Source organism: Rossellomorea sedimentorum, from assembly GCF_046237645.1.
Taxonomy (GTDB): domain Bacteria; phylum Bacillota; class Bacilli; order Bacillales; family Bacillaceae_B; genus Rossellomorea; species Rossellomorea sedimentorum.
This window is the reverse complement of the sequence record NZ_CP143546.1, coordinates 4,181,658-4,200,439: the sequence shown is the minus strand read 5'-3', so window position 1 is coordinate 4,200,439 and position 18,782 is coordinate 4,181,658. Positions and strand designations below refer to the sequence as shown.

The following is an 18,782-nucleotide window of genomic DNA, read 5'->3' as shown; positions in this document are numbered from 1 at the left end:
ACTGGTCCCCTCCTTTTCCTCTAAGAGTATGTACAACCATTGTACAACTTGACCCTCTAGTGAATTTCGTCGATTAATAAAAATACAAAACTATGAATGTGGAAAAATATATAATAAGGAAGAAAAACGGTTATTCGACAATATCCACCTTTTGTGGACAACCTTTTACAAAGGCTCTGTATAGACTATCCACAAGTTATCCACCGACTGTGGATAACGTATTTTGCCAACAATAGTAATTCAGAGTGAAAACACAATAATCATATCAGAATATCCTTACCGTTGCAATGACTTTTAAAGTTTATCCACAATACCCTTTCCTTGTTGAAAAAACTTTTCCACAGCCTATTTATTTGTGAAAAAGGTGTCAATATGTGTTGTGGATAATTAATTTTCCTGTCGAAAAATATCCACATATAGTGTTGGAGCCAAAAACCGTAAATTTTGGTGAACAATTGTGAAAGAGGCTGAATCGGTTCCTGCAGCCAAAAATATTTTTTATTTTTTACCGTATTCTCAAAAAAAATTCGGAGGTCATGGTTAATCGATAAGCTCAGCAGAATCTTCATTACAGGAATTCATTAATACTCCGTTGTAATCCAGATCTTATCATGCCGGCTATTTTCGAAGGGGGACGAAGCTTTAAAGGAGGAAAGAAAGTTAGAAATGTGGAAAGCAGCTGAAAAAACCTATCATTACAAAGAGTAAACTGTATTTCCATCTGGAAGATTAAGAAATTGATTCAAGGCAGCTGCCTGAATGACTGGACAGAAAAGAAGAATTAATAAATTTGAACAGAACACCAAACCTAAACTAAAACCATTTCTCCAAGGTTGCTTGTGACAATAAATGAATCATTCGTTGATTGGAGAGGAGGATGAGTGACTACCCACGGCCAAGCAGGAGGTCTGGTTCCAGCCCCGGAAGGCTATGCCACTTAAGAAAACGTCAGCTTACCACTTACAAAGTCCAGTGATGAAAAAATCAGCTTTTTTAAACCATCAATGTTCAGGCAATGAAATAAAAAAACATATATTTTACCAATAGCAAATACCGCAGAGGTGGTATTGACAATTTTTGTCCCTCTCTTTATAATTGAAAAGACTGTCTTTAACCTATAATTTTATCCATTCCTTTAGGGAGGTGTCATATATGAAAAGAACGTTTCAACCAAATTCACGTAAAAGAAGCAAAAACCACGGTTTCCGTGCACGTATGAGCTCTAAAAACGGCCGTAAGGTTCTAGCTCGCCGTCGTCAAAAAGGAAGAAAAGTATTATCTGCCTAGGCCACTGAACTTATCAGTGGTCTTTTTTCAATTATTGTAGAGAAAAAGCTCCGGATCCTGCTGCCTCAAGGACGGTAACCGTATAGCATGCAGGCAAAAGGGAGTATAAAACTTTCTATAATAGAGAAAACAGTTAACAGTTCTACTTTTAGAAATAGCAGGTGGGTAAATGCGAAAAGAACAACGAGTCAAAAAGAATAGTGAGTTTCAAGAAGTCTTCAAGAAGGGGACTTCGCTTGCCAATAGGCAATTTGTTATTTACAGACTTCGAAAACAGGACCAGCAGCATTTCAGAATCGGTCTTTCTGTCAGCAAGAAAATTGGAAACGCTGTCGTCCGAAATCAGGTCAAACGATATATTAGACAGGTTTTTCTCGAGCTGAAAGATGAAGTTAAAAATGACTATGATTATGTTATTATCGCCAGAAAACCGGCGGCCGATATGGATTTTCATGAAATCAAAAAGAGTCTGATCCATGTGCTGAAGAAAAGCAAGGCGTTAAAAGTCAGTCAGCATGCACAGCAAGACAAAAAGAGATAGGAAAATCGCAATAATTTAGACAAGTTTCTACAGCACAGCGACTGCAAAGATGTTACAATATCACTGTGTTAGCGGGATTCCGGTGAGTGAAAATCAGATGACTGGAAGAATTACTTAAGGGACAAGCCAGGTTGTCCGGTATAAAACAGATATTAGGGAGGAAACAGAGGGTGAAAAAGAGATTTTTAGCCGTGCTGGTCTTGATTGGACTTGTAACAGTCCTGTCGGGATGCATGGAGTATAACCAACCGATTACAGAGGATAATACCGGTTTTTGGAATGAATATATTGTGTATCCTCTTTCATTATTAATTATAAAAGTTTCCGAGTTCTTCAATGGAAGTTACGGACTAGGTATCATTATCGTTACATTGATTATCCGATTGGCCATCCTGCCGTTGATGATCAAACAAACGAAGAACTCAAAAGCGATGCAGGCGCTGCAGCCTGAGATGCAGAAACTTCGTGAAAAATACAGTTCGAAAGACGCACAGACACAGCAAAAATTGCAACAAGAAACAATGGCTCTTTTCCAAAGCCATGGAGTCAATCCGTTAGCTGGGTGTTTCCCATTGATTGTTCAAATGCCGATTTTGATCGGTTTCTATCATGCCATTGTGCGAACTGAAGAAATCAAGAATCATAATTTCCTGTGGTTTGACCTCGGTCAACCGGATCCGTTGTACTTGCTGCCATTAATAGCGGGTGTGACAACCTTTATTCAGCAAAAAATGATGATGGCTGGAACTGCAAATCAAAATCCGCAAATGGCAATGATGCTTTATATCATGCCAGTGATGATCATCATCTTTGCGATCAACTTCCCAGCAGCACTTTCTTTATACTGGGTAGTGGGTAACATCTTCATGATTATTCAAACCTACTTCATTAAAGGCCCGGATATTAAAGAACAGAAAGAACTTGCCAAAAATGGAGGAGCGAAAAAGTGAGAGAAGTAACTGCTACTGGTCCATCGGTCGAAGAAGCAGTAGAATCCGCGTTAGCTCAACTGAACATCAACAGAGAACAAGCAGAAATAGAAATAAAGGATGAAGGAAAAAAAGGCTTTTTCGGTCTTTTTGGATCACGTCCTGCCACAGTACTTGTTAAGAAGATAATCAATCCTTTCGATGAAGTAAGGAACTACCTGGTTTCTGTCAGTAATATGATGGGAATTGAAGTGGAAGTCGAAATGAAAGTGGATGGCCGGAATGCGGAATTTCAATTATCAGGTGAAAAAATTGCCTTGCTCATTGGAAAAAGGGGACAGACATTGAATTCTCTCCAGCACTTGGCTGGTCTTGTCGCCAACCGCTACTCCGATCAATACTTAACAGTCGTGTTAGATGCGGAGAATTACCGAGAACGCAGAAAACAAACTCTCTCGAATCTCGCAGAAAAACTTGCCGAGAAAGCGGTAAGAACCAACCGGAAAGTATCATTGGAGCCAATGCCTTCTTATGAACGGAAAGTGATTCATTCAGCTTTAGTAAGGTCGAAAAAAGTGGATACATTTTCGGAAGGCACAGAACCAAACCGCTATATCGTTATAGCACCTAAAAGATAATAGAGAGATCCATCCAGGCTGCTCATCCCGGCCTGGTTTTTTTTATGAGTAAATCTGCCCCATTGAATCCCTTGCTTTCCTTACTTTTCCAAAAGTTGCGTCTTGTTCTGAAGACTCCCTTTATAGCTTAGCGCATTCACGAATCAAGAGTGAAAATCAATTAATCGTTTATCGAAAGCTACGGTAATCACAAAAAATAATAATATCACGCAAAGAGCATTCCAAAATAGAATTCGCTTTATTGTTATTCACATGTGGATAAGTTAAAATGAAAGAATGAAGAAAATGTCTTTGTGGATAAATGAGAATCCAAACTTTTGCAACGATGGGGATTATGATATTCTAATCATTTAGAGGATATAACGCCAATTTAATAAATCATTACTTTAAATATATATTTTGCTACCGGAATGGCTACCTTATTAAAAAAGCCGTACCGGATCATTTGTTGTGTTCAAATGGAAATAACGTTAAGGAAAAGAGGTGAGAGAGATGGAATTCGATACTATAGCAGCCATTTCTACTCCTATGGGCGAAGGGGCGATTGCCATCGTCCGTCTAAGCGGGGATGAGGCGTTCGATATTGCCGACAAAGTGTTTAAAGGAATCCAAGGCAAATCGGTCCCAGAATTTGCTTCCCATACAATTAATTATGGACATATTGTCGATCCTTCCACTGGTGCAGTTGTAGAGGAAGTTATGATGTCAGTGATGAAGGGCCCGAAAACTTTCACACGTGAAGATATCATTGAAATCAACTGTCACGGAGGTTTGGTTTCCGTCAATAAAGTCCTGCAGCTTGTACTGAAAAATGGGGCTCGTTTGGCAGAACCGGGCGAGTTCACAAAGAGGGCATTCCTTAATGGAAGAGTCGATTTATCACAAGCTGAAGCAGTCATGGATTTAATCCGGGCTAAAACGGACCGGGCCATGAATGTTGCGCTTAATCAGATGGAAGGAAGATTATCCAATCTGATCCGCAAGCTCCGTCAGGAAATCCTTGAAACGCTGGCTCACGTGGAAGTGAATATCGACTATCCGGAATATGATGATGTCGAAGAAATGACACACGGTGTATTGCTTGAGAAATCGAAATATGTACGGGATGAAATCGAAAAGCTGCTTCGTACTTCCGAGCAGGGGAAAATTTTAAGGGAAGGCCTATCAACTGTCATTATCGGAAGGCCCAATGTAGGAAAGTCTTCACTATTAAACAGCCTTGTTCATGAAAATAAGGCAATCGTGACAGATATTCCGGGAACAACACGGGATGTCATTGAAGAGTATGTAAATGTCCGGGGAGTCCCGTTAAGGCTTGTCGATACGGCTGGTATCAGGGATACAGAAGATATCGTCGAGAGGATCGGTGTCGAACGGTCAAGACAAGTTTTGAAGGAAGCCGATTTAATCTTGCTTGTCCTCAATTACTCTGATGAGTTCACGCATGAAGATGAACAACTGTTTCAAGCTGTGGCAGGAATGGATGTCATCGTGATCGTCAACAAAACGGATCTTCCTCAGAAGATAGATATGGAGAAAGTGAAAGGTTTGGCATCGGAACATGCCATCGTGACGACTTCCTTATTGGAAGAACAGGGCATTGATGAACTGGAAGAAGCCATTTCGACTTTATTCTTTGCAGGATCGCTTGAAGCAGGAGATATGACGTATGTCTCCAACAGCCGCCATATCGCTTTGCTGAACCAGGCTCATGCTGCAATCGATGAGGCCATCAGTGGAGTGGAAATGGGGACTCCGATTGATATTGCCCAAATTGATTTGACCAGAACGTGGGAACTGCTCGGGGAAATCATCGGCGAAAGCGTTCATGAAAGCCTGATTGATCAGCTTTTCTCTCAATTCTGTTTAGGAAAATAGTACTCTAAATACAATACAGTTTTTAAAGATAAGAATCATCACTAGTAAGGAGGAAACGAAAACGATGCAATATGATGCAGGACAATTTGATGTCATCGTTATCGGTGCAGGTCATGCGGGTGTGGAAGCAGGATTGGCTGCTGCTAGAATGGGCGCTAAAACGCTGATGGTTACCATCAACCTCGATATGGTCGCCTTTATGCCGTGTAACCCGTCAGTAGGCGGTCCGGCCAAAGGAATCGTCGTCAGGGAAATAGATGCGCTTGGTGGAGAGATGGGCAGAAATATTGATAAAACCCACATCCAAATGCGTATGCTGAACACCGGAAAAGGCCCCGCCGTGCGTGCATTGAGAGCACAGGCGGATAAATTTGCTTATCAGCATGAAATGAAGAAAACGATTGAAAATGAACCTAATATGACACTACTACAAGGAATGGTTGAAAGTCTGATCATTGAGGATGAGGAATGTAAAGGTGTGGTAACGCAAACAGGTGCAGAATACCGCGCCAAAACAGTGGTCATTACGACAGGTACATTCCTTCGCGGAGAAATTATCCTCGGTGATTTGAGGTATTCAAGCGGTCCTAATAATCAACAGCCATCCATCAAGCTTTCAGAGCATTTGCAGGAGCTTGGCTTTGATATGGTGCGATTCAAGACAGGAACGCCTCCGCGTGTAAACAGTAAAACCATCGACTATACAAAAACGGAAATCCAGCCGGGTGACGAGGTTCCAAGGGCATTCAGTTATGAAACGACAAAATATATTACAGATCAGCTGCCATGCTGGCTGACCTATACGAATGCAGAAACACACCAGCTGATTGATGATAACCTAGGCCGGTCCCCTATGTACTCAGGGATGATCAAAGGGACCGGTCCGCGATACTGTCCTTCCATTGAGGATAAAGTTGTCCGATTCAATGATAAACCAAGACATCAGATTTTCTTGGAGCCAGAAGGAAAAAATACACAAGAAGTATACGTTCAAGGATTATCGACGAGCCTTCCTGAAGATGTTCAAATGAAGATACTCGCCACAATTCCGGGTCTTGAAAAGGCTCAGTTAATGAGAGCGGGATATGCCATTGAGTATGATTCCATTGTGCCTACACAGCTATGGCCGACCTTGGAAACGAAAAAAATCAAGAATCTTTATACTGCCGGCCAGATCAATGGTACTTCCGGTTATGAAGAGGCTGCCGGCCAAGGACTTATGGCTGGAATTAATGCGGCCTGCCGTGCTCTGGAAAAAGAAGAAGTCATTTTAAATCGCTCTGATGCCTATATAGGCGTACTGATTGATGATTTGGTGACAAAAGGGACTAACGAACCATACCGCCTTTTGACTTCCCGCGCAGAATACAGGCTGCTTCTTCGTCATGATAACGCCGACCTTCGTCTAACAGACATCGGTCATAAAATTGGACTGATTTCAGAAGAGCGTTATGAGCGCTTCTTAACCAAAAAAGCGCAGATCGAGGCAGAAAAAGAGCGTCTGCAATCCACTAGGCTGAAGCCGAATGAAGAGACCCAAGCGGTCATTGAAAACGCAGGCGGAAGTGCGCTTAAAGACGGAATACTTGCTTCCGACCTCCTTCGCCGCCCGGAAATGAACTACAGCCATATCAAAGCTCTGGTTCCGAGGGATGAAGCATTGACTGAGGATATCGAGGAACAAGTGGAAATTCAAATTAAATATGAAGGCTATATCGAGAAGTCATTGCAGCAGGTTGATAAAATGAAGAAGATGGAAAACAAAAAAATTCCTGACTTCATCGACTATGATGCCATTCATGGCTTAGCCTCTGAAGCAAGGCAAAAACTGAAAGAAGTCCGTCCTTTATCACTAGCTCAGGCGTCAAGGATTTCCGGAGTGAATCCTGCCGACGTTTCCATTTTGCTTGTATATATTGAACAAGGAAAAATCGCAAAGGTATCTGCAGAATAATACTCAAGTGAGGCTGTGAATGGGGAAGCCCCATTCATGGCACGATTTTTCATTACATCAGCAAATATAATGAAAAGAGCTCAAGGAAGGATTGTCTTAATGAATATTACCAAGTTTACTGAAATGTTGAGCGAAAAGGGTATCAATCTGACGCAAAGACAGTTGGCCCAGTTTGAAGATTACTATGAGACACTTGTCGAATGGAATAATAAAATGAATTTAACAGCTATAACGGAGAAAGAAGAAGTGTATCTCAAGCACTTTTATGACTCCATCACAGCTGCCTTTTACCTGGATTTCAATCGTGAAATTCGGGTATGCGATGTGGGTGCAGGCGCTGGTTTCCCTAGTATTCCTCTGAAAATTTGTTTTCCGCAAATTGAAGTAAGCATTGTCGACTCTTTAAATAAGCGGATTACGTTCTTGAATCACCTTTCAGATAAGTTGGGATTAGAAGGCACTCACTTCTATCATGACCGTGCCGAAACATTTGCCCGAAAGCCGGAACATCGTGAACAGTATGACCTTGTTACGGCCAGGGCTGTGGCGAGGATGTCCGTATTAAGCGAATTATGTCTTCCATTAGTGAAGAAAAACGGCACATTTGCTGCAATGAAGGCAGCCAGTGCCTCGGATGAAATGGACGTCGCACAGAAAGCCATTGCCACACTTGGAGGAAAACTGGAAGAGGTACATTCTTTTCACCTTCCAATTGAAGAGAGCGAAAGAAATATCATAGTTATTCAAAAAGAGAAGCCGACACCTAAGAAATACCCACGCAAACCGGGAACACCAAACAAGCTTCCATTAGAGTAACTGCTAAAAAGCCAGGACAACTGGTTCCTGTTCATTGCTTTGTCCTTTATCTCATGTGTGAGCACTTCAAATCCTTTGGTGCTGAACGGAGCTTTATACTTCACCGTATGAACAGCACCGTTGTATCTGGAGAGGAACCACAGTTATGAAAAACCTGTCGATTAATATGTATGAAAATGTCAAAGTGATTGCAGGAACTTGTCATATGATAGAGAATAGTAAATAAGGGAGTTCCTTAAAGGTGGTGTAGGAAGATGAAGCATCCTTTCTCTCGTTTTTTTGGCATAGGAGAAAAAGATCAGGAGAATGATCAGGAAGTGGAATCTATTGTCAACGATGCAAGTGACAGAGATGAAGTGAAAAACATTCCCATTTCTCAAATTGTTCCAAACCGTTTCCAGCCAAGAACTATCTTTAACGAAGAGAAGATTGAAGAGCTATCTAGAACAATTCATACTCATGGGATCATTCAGCCCATTGTCCTGCGTGAAAGCGGAGAGAATCAGTATGAAATCATTGCAGGGGAGCGCCGTTTCCGGGCAGTTTCAATGCTTGGTTGGGAAACCGTACCTGCCATTATTAAAAATATGACAGATACAGAAACAGCTTCTGTTGCATTAATAGAGAACCTGCAAAGGGAAGAGCTATCGCCGATTGAAGAGGCTGTTGCTTACGGAAAGCTGCTTGAACTTCATAATCTAACACAAGAAGCACTGGCACAGCGGCTGGGCAAAGGGCAATCAACTGTTGCCAACAAGCTTCGGCTATTAAAGCTGCCTGAAGAAGTACAGGATGCGATTCTGGCCAAGCAGATTACTGAAAGACATGCCAGAGCCCTCATCCCCTTGAAGAAATCCGAAAAACAAGTGGCTTTGCTTCAAGAGGTCATAGAGAAGAACCTGAATGTTAAACAAACAGAAGACAGAGTAGATAAAATGCTTTCTGAAGGTGAAGAAAAACCCAAACCGAAACGTCGTGCCTTCAGCAAAGATATGCGGATTGCAGTCAACACTATCCGTCAATCCCTGTCCATGGTTTCCGACAGCGGAATCAACCTGGATTCCCAGGAAGAAGAGCATGAGGAATACTATCAGTTTACAATTCGTATTCCCAAGAAAAAATAAATTACTATATGAATCTGTTATTTTATGATTACTATACTCCTAGATTCATTATATAGATGTCTTGCATAATTGCAGTTATATAGAGTTATATTCTTCAGATTATTAACAATGCCTATAAATATTTTCAGTGAGAAACATTAAAATGTTTCTCACTTTTTGTATGTTTGCCCCCACTTATAAATTGGAAATAGAATTTTTTTGAAATGAAAGACAAACTATTCCTGAATTTTGATAGAATAGAACTTAGACAATCACAATAGTTAATTTAATTTTTTATTTAATAGAATTGGAAGTTCAAAGGGCAGGTGAAAACCTTGGGCAGAATAATTGCCATTACCAACCAAAAAGGCGGCGTAGGAAAAACGACAACATCCGTCAACTTGGGTGCATGCTTAGCATACATAGGAAAAAGAGTACTGCTTGTAGATATTGATCCGCAGGGAAATGCGACCAGCGGTGTGGGCATTGAAAAAGGTGATGTCCAGGAATGTATATATGATGTTTTAGTTGATGATGCCGAAGTCAAGGACCTGGTAAAACCGACTACAGTCGAACGGTTATATGCCGTTCCGGCTACCATCTCACTGGCAGGTGCAGAAATTGAACTTGTACCGACGATTTCCAGGGAGGTACGCTTAAAGAGGGCGCTTGAAAAAGTTAAGGATGAATATGACTATATCATCATAGATTGTCCTCCTTCCCTTGGGTTGTTGACCATCAATGCTTTGACAGCTTCTGATGCGGTAATCATCCCTGTTCAATGTGAGTATTATGCACTTGAAGGGTTGAGCCAACTTTTGAGTACGGTGAGACTTGTTCAAAAGCATCTTAATCATGATCTGATGATTGACGGGGTTCTACTTACGATGCTGGATGCCCGAACCAATCTTGGAATTCAGGTTATTGAAGAAGTGAAAAAGTATTTCCAGGATAAAGTGTACCGTACCATTGTTCCTCGAAACATTCGGTTAAGCGAAGCACCCAGCCATGGGGAACCAATCATTATTTATGATGCAAAATCCAGGGGTGCAGAAGTTTATCTAGATTTAGCAAAGGAAGTGGCTGCGAATGGCTAAAGGACTAGGTAAAGGAATCAATGCGCTTTTTGCCAATGTGGATGCAAAAGAAGAAGCTGTTCAGGAAATCAGCGTGAAAGAATTAAGGCCGAACCCTTACCAGCCTCGTAAAGTATTTGAACCTGAAGCGATTGAAGAATTGAAGGAATCTATCCAAGAACATGGGATCCTTCAGCCAATCATAGCCAGGAAAAGTATCAAAGGATATGAAATCGTAGTAGGTGAAAGAAGATACAGGGCGGCAAAAGCAGCAAAACTTAATAAAGTACCAGTTGTTGTGAGGGAATTGACAGATAAGCAAATGATGGAGCTTGCTGTCTTGGAGAACCTTCAGCGCGAAGACCTTTCTCCCATCGAAGAAGGAAACGCCTATCAATTATTGATGGACAAATTGGACCTGACACAAGAACAGCTTGCGAAAAGATTGGGGAAAAGCAGGCCGCATATTGCAAACCATATACGCCTCCTTTCACTTCCGCCGCAAATTCAGCAGCTGATTATTGACGATAAGATTACGATGGGGCATGGCCGTGCTCTTCTTGGCTTAAGAAAAAAAGAGAAACTTCAGTCTGTCGTAGAAAAAATCATCAAAGAATCATTGAATGTAAGGCAGCTTGAAAAGTTGATACATGAATTAAATGAAAATGTTTCACGTGAAACAAAGAAACCGGAAAAGAAAGATGTTTTCATTAAAGAACAGGAAACGCTTCTAAGAGAAAGATTCGGTACTAACGTTTCCATAAAACAGTCTAAGAAAAAAGGAAAGATCGAGTTTGAATTCTTCTCCCAGGATGATTTGAATCGAATTCTTGAGCTGTTAAGCCATTTGGAAGATAAATAAGCAATAGTTCTTGAACTGACCATTTATATGTGTTGGTTCTTTTTTTGCTGTTTTCGTGAATTTTATTTATTACAAATCTATCCAAATAAATTCGCCAGTTTTACTCTATTAAGATAACTTTACGACCGTCTCTTTTGAATGGAATCAATCAGCCTTGATTTTGCAGGATAAGGATTACTAGTTTGTGATGACCCTTTTTTCCCTGGATAAAAAATAGTAGGCAATTCATATGAAAAGTGCTATTTTAGTAGAAAGTATTTCGATAACCGAAAAAGGAGAACAACTCATGGTGTTATTAGGAACGATTGTTAATGGAGTTTGCATCATCATTGGGACTCTGCTCGGCAAGCTGCTGCACCGCATACCTGAAAATATGAAAGGGACGGTAATGTATGCGATCGGCTTGGCCGTAATGGTACTCGGATTGCAGATGGGAATGAAAAGCGAGAATTTTCTTATTGTGATTATCAGTCTGGTCCTCGGCGCCGTCATTGGTGAGTGGATGGGACTTGATGCTAAATTGAACGCATTAGGAAACTGGCTTGAGAAGAAGTTGGGATCAAACAGTGAAACCAGCATTTCACAGGGATTTGTGACTGCGACATTGATATTTGTCATCGGAGCTATGGCTGTGATTGGCGCGCTGGACAGTGGTATCAGGGGTGCGCACGATGTTCTTTTCACAAAAGCGATCATTGATGGATTCACTTCCCTTATCCTTACCACTACACTTGGAATCGGCGTCATGTTCTCTGCCATTCCTGTCTTCCTTTATCAAGGGACCATTGCGTTGTTTGCTACACAGATCGACCGCTTTGTTCCTCAGGCTGTCATGGACTCTTTTATTGTGGAAATGACGTCTGCGGGAGGAATCATGATTTTTGCAATAGGATTGAATTTAATAGGATTGACCAAGATCCGTGTTGCCAACCTTCTTCCGGGGATAGTGGTGGTGGCTGCGATTGTCTCCCTAATCTATGGATATCAGGAGTTTTTTATATAAACCAAAAAACACACTAAGCCTTTAGATGCCTGGTGTGTTTTTCAATTAAAGCAACTGCTGTTTTTCTTCATTGACGTTAATTTTAAAGAAGGATTCCTTTTTCGGGCGTGCCTTGCTTGCCAAATAAATACCTTCAGAAATAATCCTGGCCATTTTAAGGACAAGGTTCAATCGCGTATTCTGCAGTACAAAAAATTCCATGAACCCGCTGACATTGACAATACCAGTGATATGAATATCCCCAACATCCGGCAGTTCTTTATTCACACCGGCTCCCGGTTTAACAGGCCCATTGCCAAGCTGGATTGCACCGACGCTCTTCAATCTTCCAAGGCAGGCATCAACTCCGATAATGAAAGGATTATGGTGTTGTTTTTCGATCTCTGCCAGTTTCTCTTCCAGATTGACGGCATGAATGGGATCGTCCAGTGTACCGTAGATATGAAAATCGTCCGTTATCTTTTCTTCTAAAAAGGTGCCGACGAGTGGTCCTAAGGAATCGCCTGTTGAGCGGTCTGTTCCAATACAAACGATTACTACGGGTCTCATGGTCGCCGGAAGCATTGTGAGCAGTTCCGCAGACATCGATACTGCCGCTTTTTCATCATCATGCAGTACTCGGTATGGTTCGGATTTCCGCTCGAAAAAACCCTTTTTCAGATTCATTCCTTCCACTCCTTTGTGGGTAGTATTAACAGTATACGGAGAAATAGGCTTATCTATACATAGTATTATGTATTTGTCACAATCTAAGACTTTTTAAACAATTTTCTAATAGTTTGCTTGCGGCTATTCAAATAGGGGTAAACTTGATACAATGAAAGATATTTTCAGAGCGCTTTATAGGGGTGAGTTCTATGAGTCAAACGAATGAAGAAAATGCAAAAGAAGATGTTCAAGACCAAGTTGAAACGGCAAAAGAAGCAACCCTAGAAATTTGGGACAGACTGATAAGTGATGACTTATGGATAACTATTTCCATAGGTGCGATAAAGATTCTTTTAATCATTATATTAACAGCTGTTATTCTTAAAATAGGAAAAACAGTTATTAGAAATATATTCAGGGTCCGGTCACGTTCTCCTTTTAAAATAACGGAAAGACGGGAAGCTACATTAAGTAAACTTCTTGAAAATGTTCTTACCTATGTCGTGTATTTTATAGCAATCACAATGATTTTAACCAACATGGGTGTTGAGATCGGTGCACTTTTAGCCGGTGCCGGTATCGTCGGCCTGGCAGTCGGATTTGGTGCACAGAACCTTGTCCGGGACATCATCACAGGATTTTTCATCATATTCGAAGATCAATTTTCGGTCGGTGACTATGTCCGTATAGGAAATGCCGAAGGATTTGTTGAAGAAATAGGGCTGCGGACAACCAAGATTAAGAGCTGGACGGGGGAACTGCATATACATCCCAATGGAAATATTGCCGAGGTAACCAACTTTTCCATTCATAATAGTATCGCCATTATAGATGTCAGCATTGCCTATGAGGAAAATATAGAAGAAGCGGAAAAAGTGTTGAGTGAGTTCCTGCTGACATTGCCGCAAAAATATGAAGATTTAATAAAACCACCTGACCTATTAGGGGTGCAGACTCTTGGTGCCTCTGATGTAGTGATGAGGATTGTTGCCGAAACAGCTCCGATGCAGCATTGGTCCATGGCCCGCAAGATTCGCAAGGATGTCAAAATGATATTGGATCAGCATGGAATTGAAATTCCATTCCCACGTATGGTTATGTATAACAGGCAGGAAGAGGAAAGCATTGAATCAAATAGGAAACAGCTTGATAGTGAGTAGGGGGGGAAACAGTATGGAACCAAAAAGCTTTCAATTACACGATGTCGTTGAAATGAAAAAGCCTCACCCATGCGGTGCCAACCGTTGGAAAATCATTAGGATGGGCATGGATATCCGGATTAAGTGCCAAGGATGTGACCACAGTATCATGCTTCCGAGAAGAGAGTTTTCCAAGAAGATGAAGAAGGTATTGGAAACATCGGGTGAATAGGATATAGGTTTTAGACAAGAGGGATTATTCTCAGACCGAATAGTCTCTCTTTTTTTGCCCTTCCGAAAAAATCAGGCTACATATACTCTCTGAATAAAGTGTATTTCCCGGGTAACCCCGCTATGTAAAATCATTTCCTTCTCCCCCTTCACTTGTGTTTCTATCTCTTAAAACCTATAATTAAAAAAGGTTTGAGTAATTTTAGACATGTACTGCCAAAACATCAGGCAGAATAAATATAGTTCCATTTAATGAGGAGTGACCAAAATGGCTTTAACAGCTGGAATCGTTGGTTTGCCGAATGTCGGGAAATCAACTCTATTTAACGCAATCACAAAAGCAGGTGCAGAGTCTGCTAACTATCCTTTCTGTACGATTGACCCTAACGTTGGGATTGTAGAAGTTCCTGATTATCGTCTTGATAAATTGACTGAGCTTGTTCAACCAAAGAAAACTGTTCCTACAGCATTTGAGTTTACTGATATTGCTGGGATTGTAAAAGGTGCGAGTAAAGGAGAAGGACTTGGAAATAAGTTCTTATCCCATATCCGCCAGGTAGATGCCATCTGTCAGGTAGTCCGCTGTTTTGCTGATGAGAATATCACTCACGTTTCAGGTAAAGTCAGCCCGCTGGATGATATTGAAGTAATCAACCTTGAACTCATTCTTGCCGACCTTGAATCAGTTGATAAACGAATTGCCCGTGTTCAAAAGCTGGCTAAGCAAAAAGATAAAGAGGCTTCTTATGAGCATGAGATCCTTGTAAAATTAAAAGAGGCATTTGAAGAAGGCAAACCAGCCCGTACGGTTGAATTCACGGATGAGCAGATGAAAGTCGTAAAAGGTTTGCATCTTCTTACTATCAAGCCTGTTCTTTATGTGGCCAATGTGAGTGAAGACGATATCGCAGATCCTTCTGATAATGAATATGTTCAGCAGGTCCGCGAGTTTGCCAAAGGTGACAATGCAGAAGTCATCGTCGTCTGTGCAAAAATCGAGTCAGAGATCGCTGAGCTTGATGATGAAGAAAAAGCAATGTTCCTTGAGGAACTGGGTATCGAAGAATCCGGCTTGGACCAGCTGATCCGTGCGGCGTATGACCTTCTTGGCCTTGCAACTTACTTTACTGCAGGGGTACAGGAAGTCCGTGCCTGGACTTTCCGAACAGGCATGAAAGCACCAGAATGTGCTGGTATCATCCATACTGACTTTGAAAAAGGGTTCATCCGTGCCGAAACGGTATCTTATGATGACCTTGTTTCTAATGGAACGATGGCTGCAGCACGTGAAGCTGGAAAGGTAAGACTTGAAGGAAAAGAATATATCGTTAAAGACGGAGACGTCATCCACTTCCGATTTAATGTTTAATATCCAAGAGCTGTCCCTAAAATGGGGCAGCTTTTAACTTATTCTAAGCAAAGAATTTTATAATCAAATTGGCGTCTATATTGTTAAAAATAAAAACTTACTATTATATTTAAGGGTCTGTTTCAAAATACAAAATATGAGTTATATAGTAATTCACTCCAAAATTTAAAAACAATTTGATAAAAATCTGAAAAGAAAAATGCTTCAAGCATTTTTCATACTAAGATAAGCACTGGTTAGCGAATTCCATGTATACCATAATATCCATTAAATAAGCTAACAAAATAAGGGGAGGAATTCCTCTTAATATGGAAATATCTCAAAAAACAGACTAAATAGAGGAAAATATTACCTCTATTTTCTCCAAAAGCATGACAATGGGCAATTTTACTTTGCCTTAACGGTAAAAAATACCTTTATATTACCTGAACCTATCCCTATTCAGCAGGATAAGGGAAAAAATTCCCTTTATTTAAACAATCAGAGGTTACTCACAATTCAGGATGAATAATATGTCTGCTTCATTTATCCGCCTCTCAAATATCCCCCCTGCTAGTTAAATATCATTTGCAGCACACTAATTAGTATAACAATCAGCATGCGATTCTCATGCTGACAAAATTTATGACACCATGTTAAAAGTGATACGTCGCTGACCGGCCGCTTCCGCTTTTTAGTTCACCGCCCGCCCCACGGAGTCGTACACCCGGAACGGAAATCAACATCTTTATTTCTCTCTTTAATAAAGTCGATATTTAATCCCTATAAAAGAAATGAAGGGTATTTCCAAGCGCTATTGCATTAGCCTGTCCACTATGATATAATTCTAACTTGTGAGTAATGAATATATTGCTCCTTGCTCTTCTGCCGAGAAGGGCCGCATAGACCATAAGGAGGTGACTAGAAGATGAGAAAGTACGAAGTTATGTACATCATCCGTCCAAACGTTGATGATGAAACTAAAAAAGCAGTTGTTGAGCGTTTCGATAACGTTCTAACATCTAACGGTGCTGAAATCGTCGAGTCTAAAGAGTGGGGTAAACGTCGTTTAGCTTATGAAATCAACGACTTCCGTGATGGATACTACCAATTGGTAAAAATCCAGTCTAACAACGAAGCGGTTTCTGAGTTCGATCGTTTAGCTAAAATCTCTGACGATATCATCCGTCATATCGTAATCAAAGAAGAAGAATAATCCAGCCGTTTTTTGAAAAACGAACGCTTCTGACTTGTTTCACGTGAAACAAAAGTTAGAAGGAAGGGGTTGATTCTGATGATGAACCGAGTTGTACTCGTGGGTCGTTTAACAAAGGATCCAGAATTGAAATACACTCCAAACGGGGTGCCCGTGGCAACTTTCACACTTGCAGTGAATCGTTCTTTTACGAACCAGCAGGGTGAACGTGAAGCGGACTTTATTAATTGCGTTGTATGGCGTCGTCCAGCTGAAAACGTGGCTAACTTCTTGAAAAAAGGCAGCCTCGCCGGTGTTGACGGCCGCATTCAAACTCGTAATTTCGAGGGACAGGATGGCAAACGCGTCTTCATGACAGAAGTCGTAGCAGAATCTGTTCAATTCCTTGAACCGAAGAGTGCCAGCCAAGGCGGCGGCTCTGGTTATCAAGGTGAACGCGGCGGCAATTATGGCGGCGGACAAAGACAGCAGCAAGACTATTCATATAGTCAAAATCAGAATCAGCGCAATAATAACAACAACCAGAACTATACGCGTGTGGATGATGACCCATTCGCAAATGACGGTCAGCCGATCGACATTTCCGATGATGATCTTCCATTCTAATTTCTTATAAAATACAAAATAAATATGCAAGGAGGCGATTTCTATGGCAATGCGCAGAGGCGGACGCAGACGTCGTAAAGTGTGTTACTTCACTTCAAACGGAATTACACACATCGACTATAAAGATGTAGATCTTCTGAAAAAATTCATCTCTGAGCGCGGAAAGATCCTTCCACGTCGTGTGACAGGAACTAGCGCTAAATACCAACGCAGACTTACTCGTGCTATCAAACGCGCGCGTACAATGGCATTACTGCCTTACGTTGTAGGTGAATAATTAAATGAAAGAACAGCAGGATTACTTCTGCTGTTCTTTTTTATCTCCAAATACATTCCACCCAGAGGGCAATTCTCTCCAGGTGTAGGGAATAGGGTTATTATGTAACGTTATTAGCTATACTGTTGATGGGGCAGCGCCTTATCAGCCTTTAAAACGCAGCTTTACAAGAGGACTTCTTAAAACCTTAAAAAGCTCAACGTTAATGAATTGAAACAGCCTTCATTTACCTGATAAAATTAATGTTGTTTACTTAAGTATTGAAAAGAATTGAGGGGTGTCTCAGTGAAAAACGCCCGTATACTTACGGAAGGAGCATTACTGCTCGCAATATATACTGTGCTCCTGTTATTGACCGCCTATGTACCGGTTATCAGCATCGTCACCACTTTCTTTCTCGTTCTGCCTTTTATACTATATAGTGAAAAGTACGGGCTGAAACCAGCGCTTACAATGCTTGCAGCAGCCTCCTTCATTTCATTATTGGCAGGTGCTTTCCTGGTGACTCTTCCTTTAACGCTTTCCTTTGGTACAGTCGGTGTTATTATGGGGTGGATGCTTCGGAATCAGAAATCGAAAATGTCGATTTTTCTCGTCTCTAGTTTAGTTTTGTTAATCAGTACTGTCGTTCAATATGTCGTATCCATCCTATTGTTGAATATGAATATAATAAAGGATACTATAGAACAGTTTAAAAATGCCATAAACGAAACGCTCAAGCTGGCAGAAACTATGGGGCAGCCTGTACCTCCGGATAAAATTGAAGATATTACTTCTGCCATGGAGTTATTTGAGGTTTTGATTCCATCTGTATTTTTAATATCTTCTTTGTTCGTCATGTTCATCATCATCAGTGTGAATTTTCCGCTGCTCAGAAAGGTAGGGATACAGTCTGCTAAGTTCCCTCCTTTCAGAAGTTGGAAGCTTCCACAAAGCATTGTATGGTATTATTTAATTACATTAATTTTGCTGATTTTTGTAAATCCTGAAATGGGTACATACCTTCACTGGGCACTGTACAATCTTTACTATGTGCTCCAGCTTCTATTGGTAGTTCAAGGCTTCTCATTTATTTACTTCTTTGCCCATCTGAAAAAATGGCCGAAAGGAATACTGATTTTAATCACAGTATTATCATTTCCGCTTATTAATTTCGTGAGAATTTTAGGTATAATTGATTTAGGATTTGATCTTAGACAGCGCCTTCAACGTAAGTCATAAGGTTAGCAT

19 protein-coding genes are annotated in these 18,782 nt (G+C 40.9%); 18 read left to right on the top strand and 1 reads right to left on the bottom strand.

What is annotated here, in order from left to right; genetic code table 11:
* The first annotated feature begins 1,152 nt into the window (after positions 1–1,152).
* The 11 genes from rpmH (at position 1,153) to V1502_RS20405 (ending at position 12,087) form a co-directional block, all read left to right on the top strand.
* On the top strand, positions 1,153–1,287 hold the full coding sequence (gene rpmH / locus V1502_RS20455; protein WP_006837292.1) for a 50S ribosomal protein L34: 135 nt from the start codon (positions 1,153–1,155) through the stop codon (positions 1,285–1,287).
* Between the two features lie 169 nt (positions 1,288–1,456).
* Positions 1,457–1,828 carry a ribonuclease P protein component gene (gene rnpA, locus V1502_RS20450; RefSeq protein ID WP_409252427.1) on the top strand — a complete coding sequence of 124 codons (372 nt, stop codon included), beginning with the start codon at positions 1,457–1,459 and terminating at the stop codon, positions 1,826–1,828.
* 170 nt (positions 1,829–1,998) lie between these two features.
* Positions 1,999–2,778: a YidC family membrane integrase SpoIIIJ gene (gene spoIIIJ, locus V1502_RS20445; protein ID WP_409252426.1), complete on the top strand. Its 780-nt coding sequence runs from the start codon at positions 1,999–2,001 to the stop codon at positions 2,776–2,778.
* Positions 2,775–3,395, top strand: a complete 621-nt coding sequence (gene jag / locus V1502_RS20440; RefSeq protein ID WP_409252425.1) for an RNA-binding cell elongation regulator Jag/EloR — start codon at positions 2,775–2,777, stop codon at positions 3,393–3,395. Before spoIIIJ ends, jag begins: the two co-directional genes overlap by 4 nt.
* A gap of 492 nt (positions 3,396–3,887) precedes the next feature.
* Positions 3,888–5,273: a tRNA uridine-5-carboxymethylaminomethyl(34) synthesis GTPase MnmE gene (gene mnmE, locus V1502_RS20435; protein ID WP_409252424.1), complete on the top strand. Its 1,386-nt coding sequence runs from the start codon at positions 3,888–3,890 to the stop codon at positions 5,271–5,273.
* Between the two features lie 64 nt (positions 5,274–5,337).
* Complete coding sequence (gene mnmG, locus V1502_RS20430; protein ID WP_409252423.1) at positions 5,338–7,227, top strand: tRNA uridine-5-carboxymethylaminomethyl(34) synthesis enzyme MnmG; 1,890 nt, start codon at positions 5,338–5,340, stop codon at positions 7,225–7,227.
* Positions 7,228–7,326: 99 nt separating this feature from the next.
* A complete protein-coding gene (gene rsmG / locus V1502_RS20425) occupies positions 7,327–8,043 on the top strand; it encodes a 16S rRNA (guanine(527)-N(7))-methyltransferase RsmG (RefSeq protein WP_409254404.1) in 717 nt (238 codons plus the stop codon).
* Between the two features lie 254 nt (positions 8,044–8,297).
* Positions 8,298–9,167: a nucleoid occlusion protein gene (gene noc / locus V1502_RS20420; RefSeq protein WP_409252422.1), complete on the top strand. Its 870-nt coding sequence runs from the start codon at positions 8,298–8,300 to the stop codon at positions 9,165–9,167.
* Positions 9,168–9,481: 314 nt separating this feature from the next.
* A complete protein-coding gene (locus V1502_RS20415; RefSeq protein ID WP_409252421.1) occupies positions 9,482–10,243 on the top strand; it encodes a ParA family protein in 762 nt (253 codons plus the stop codon).
* Positions 10,236–11,084 carry a ParB/RepB/Spo0J family partition protein gene (locus V1502_RS20410; protein ID WP_409252420.1) on the top strand — a complete coding sequence of 283 codons (849 nt, stop codon included), beginning with the start codon at positions 10,236–10,238 and terminating at the stop codon, positions 11,082–11,084. Before V1502_RS20415 ends, V1502_RS20410 begins: the two co-directional genes overlap by 8 nt.
* A gap of 286 nt (positions 11,085–11,370) precedes the next feature.
* Complete coding sequence (locus V1502_RS20405; RefSeq protein ID WP_409252419.1) at positions 11,371–12,087, top strand: DUF554 domain-containing protein; 717 nt, start codon at positions 11,371–11,373, stop codon at positions 12,085–12,087.
* A gap of 45 nt (positions 12,088–12,132) precedes the next feature.
* Here the strand turns inward: V1502_RS20405 and yyaC are convergent, their stop codons facing one another.
* On the bottom strand, positions 12,133–12,753 hold the full coding sequence (gene yyaC, locus V1502_RS20400; RefSeq protein ID WP_409252418.1) for a spore protease YyaC: 621 nt from the start codon (positions 12,751–12,753) through the stop codon (positions 12,133–12,135).
* 191 nt (positions 12,754–12,944) lie between these two features.
* On the opposite strand from yyaC, the gene V1502_RS20395 reads away from it, so the two are divergent.
* The 7 genes from V1502_RS20395 (at position 12,945) to V1502_RS20365 (ending at position 18,773) form a co-directional block, all read left to right on the top strand.
* On the top strand, positions 12,945–13,895 hold the full coding sequence (locus V1502_RS20395) for a mechanosensitive ion channel family protein (protein WP_409252417.1): 951 nt from the start codon (positions 12,945–12,947) through the stop codon (positions 13,893–13,895).
* 13 nt (positions 13,896–13,908) lie between these two features.
* Positions 13,909–14,106, top strand: coding sequence for a DUF951 domain-containing protein (locus V1502_RS20390; RefSeq protein WP_409252416.1), 198 nt, complete (start codon positions 13,909–13,911; stop codon positions 14,104–14,106).
* Positions 14,107–14,373: 267 nt separating this feature from the next.
* On the top strand, positions 14,374–15,474 hold the full coding sequence (gene ychF, locus V1502_RS20385; RefSeq protein ID WP_409252415.1) for a redox-regulated ATPase YchF: 1,101 nt from the start codon (positions 14,374–14,376) through the stop codon (positions 15,472–15,474).
* 907 nt (positions 15,475–16,381) lie between these two features.
* On the top strand, positions 16,382–16,669 hold the full coding sequence (gene rpsF / locus V1502_RS20380; RefSeq protein ID WP_409252414.1) for a 30S ribosomal protein S6: 288 nt from the start codon (positions 16,382–16,384) through the stop codon (positions 16,667–16,669).
* 78 nt (positions 16,670–16,747) lie between these two features.
* The gene (gene ssb / locus V1502_RS20375) at positions 16,748–17,275 is read left to right on the top strand and encodes a single-stranded DNA-binding protein (RefSeq protein ID WP_409252413.1); all 528 of its coding nucleotides are present in this window, start codon (positions 16,748–16,750) and stop codon (positions 17,273–17,275) included.
* Between the two features lie 43 nt (positions 17,276–17,318).
* A complete protein-coding gene (gene rpsR, locus V1502_RS20370) occupies positions 17,319–17,552 on the top strand; it encodes a 30S ribosomal protein S18 (protein ID WP_044022817.1) in 234 nt (77 codons plus the stop codon).
* Positions 17,553–17,837: 285 nt separating this feature from the next.
* The gene (locus V1502_RS20365; RefSeq protein ID WP_409252412.1) at positions 17,838–18,773 is read left to right on the top strand and encodes a YybS family protein; all 936 of its coding nucleotides are present in this window, start codon (positions 17,838–17,840) and stop codon (positions 18,771–18,773) included.
* Positions 18,774–18,782 lie beyond the last annotated feature (9 nt).

What these genes read in the sequence shown, in the direction of transcription:
- rpsR (WP_044022817.1), top strand. Translation starts at nt 17,319, where the DNA reads ATGGCAATGCGCAGAGGCGGACGCAGACGTCGTAAAGTGTGTTACTTC.
- V1502_RS20395 (WP_409252417.1), top strand. Translation starts at nt 12,945, where the DNA reads ATGAGTCAAACGAATGAAGAAAATGCAAAAGAAGATGTTCAAGACCAA.
- mnmG (WP_409252423.1), top strand. Translation starts at nt 5,338, where the DNA reads ATGCAATATGATGCAGGACAATTTGATGTCATCGTTATCGGTGCAGGT.
- V1502_RS20405 (WP_409252419.1), top strand. Translation starts at nt 11,371, where the DNA reads ATGGTGTTATTAGGAACGATTGTTAATGGAGTTTGCATCATCATTGGG.
- mnmE (WP_409252424.1), top strand. Translation starts at nt 3,888, where the DNA reads ATGGAATTCGATACTATAGCAGCCATTTCTACTCCTATGGGCGAAGGG.
- noc (WP_409252422.1), top strand. Translation starts at nt 8,298, where the DNA reads ATGAAGCATCCTTTCTCTCGTTTTTTTGGCATAGGAGAAAAAGATCAG.
- V1502_RS20390 (WP_409252416.1), top strand. Translation starts at nt 13,909, where the DNA reads ATGGAACCAAAAAGCTTTCAATTACACGATGTCGTTGAAATGAAAAAG.
- yyaC (WP_409252418.1), bottom strand. Translation starts at nt 12,753, where the DNA reads ATGAATCTGAAAAAGGGTTTTTTCGAGCGGAAATCCGAACCATACCGA.
- rpmH (WP_006837292.1), top strand. Translation starts at nt 1,153, where the DNA reads ATGAAAAGAACGTTTCAACCAAATTCACGTAAAAGAAGCAAAAACCAC.
- V1502_RS20410 (WP_409252420.1), top strand. Translation starts at nt 10,236, where the DNA reads ATGGCTAAAGGACTAGGTAAAGGAATCAATGCGCTTTTTGCCAATGTG.
- rsmG (WP_409254404.1), top strand. Translation starts at nt 7,327, where the DNA reads ATGAATATTACCAAGTTTACTGAAATGTTGAGCGAAAAGGGTATCAAT.
- rpsF (WP_409252414.1), top strand. Translation starts at nt 16,382, where the DNA reads ATGAGAAAGTACGAAGTTATGTACATCATCCGTCCAAACGTTGATGAT.
- rnpA (WP_409252427.1), top strand. Translation starts at nt 1,457, where the DNA reads ATGCGAAAAGAACAACGAGTCAAAAAGAATAGTGAGTTTCAAGAAGTC.
- ychF (WP_409252415.1), top strand. Translation starts at nt 14,374, where the DNA reads ATGGCTTTAACAGCTGGAATCGTTGGTTTGCCGAATGTCGGGAAATCA.
- ssb (WP_409252413.1), top strand. Translation starts at nt 16,748, where the DNA reads ATGATGAACCGAGTTGTACTCGTGGGTCGTTTAACAAAGGATCCAGAA.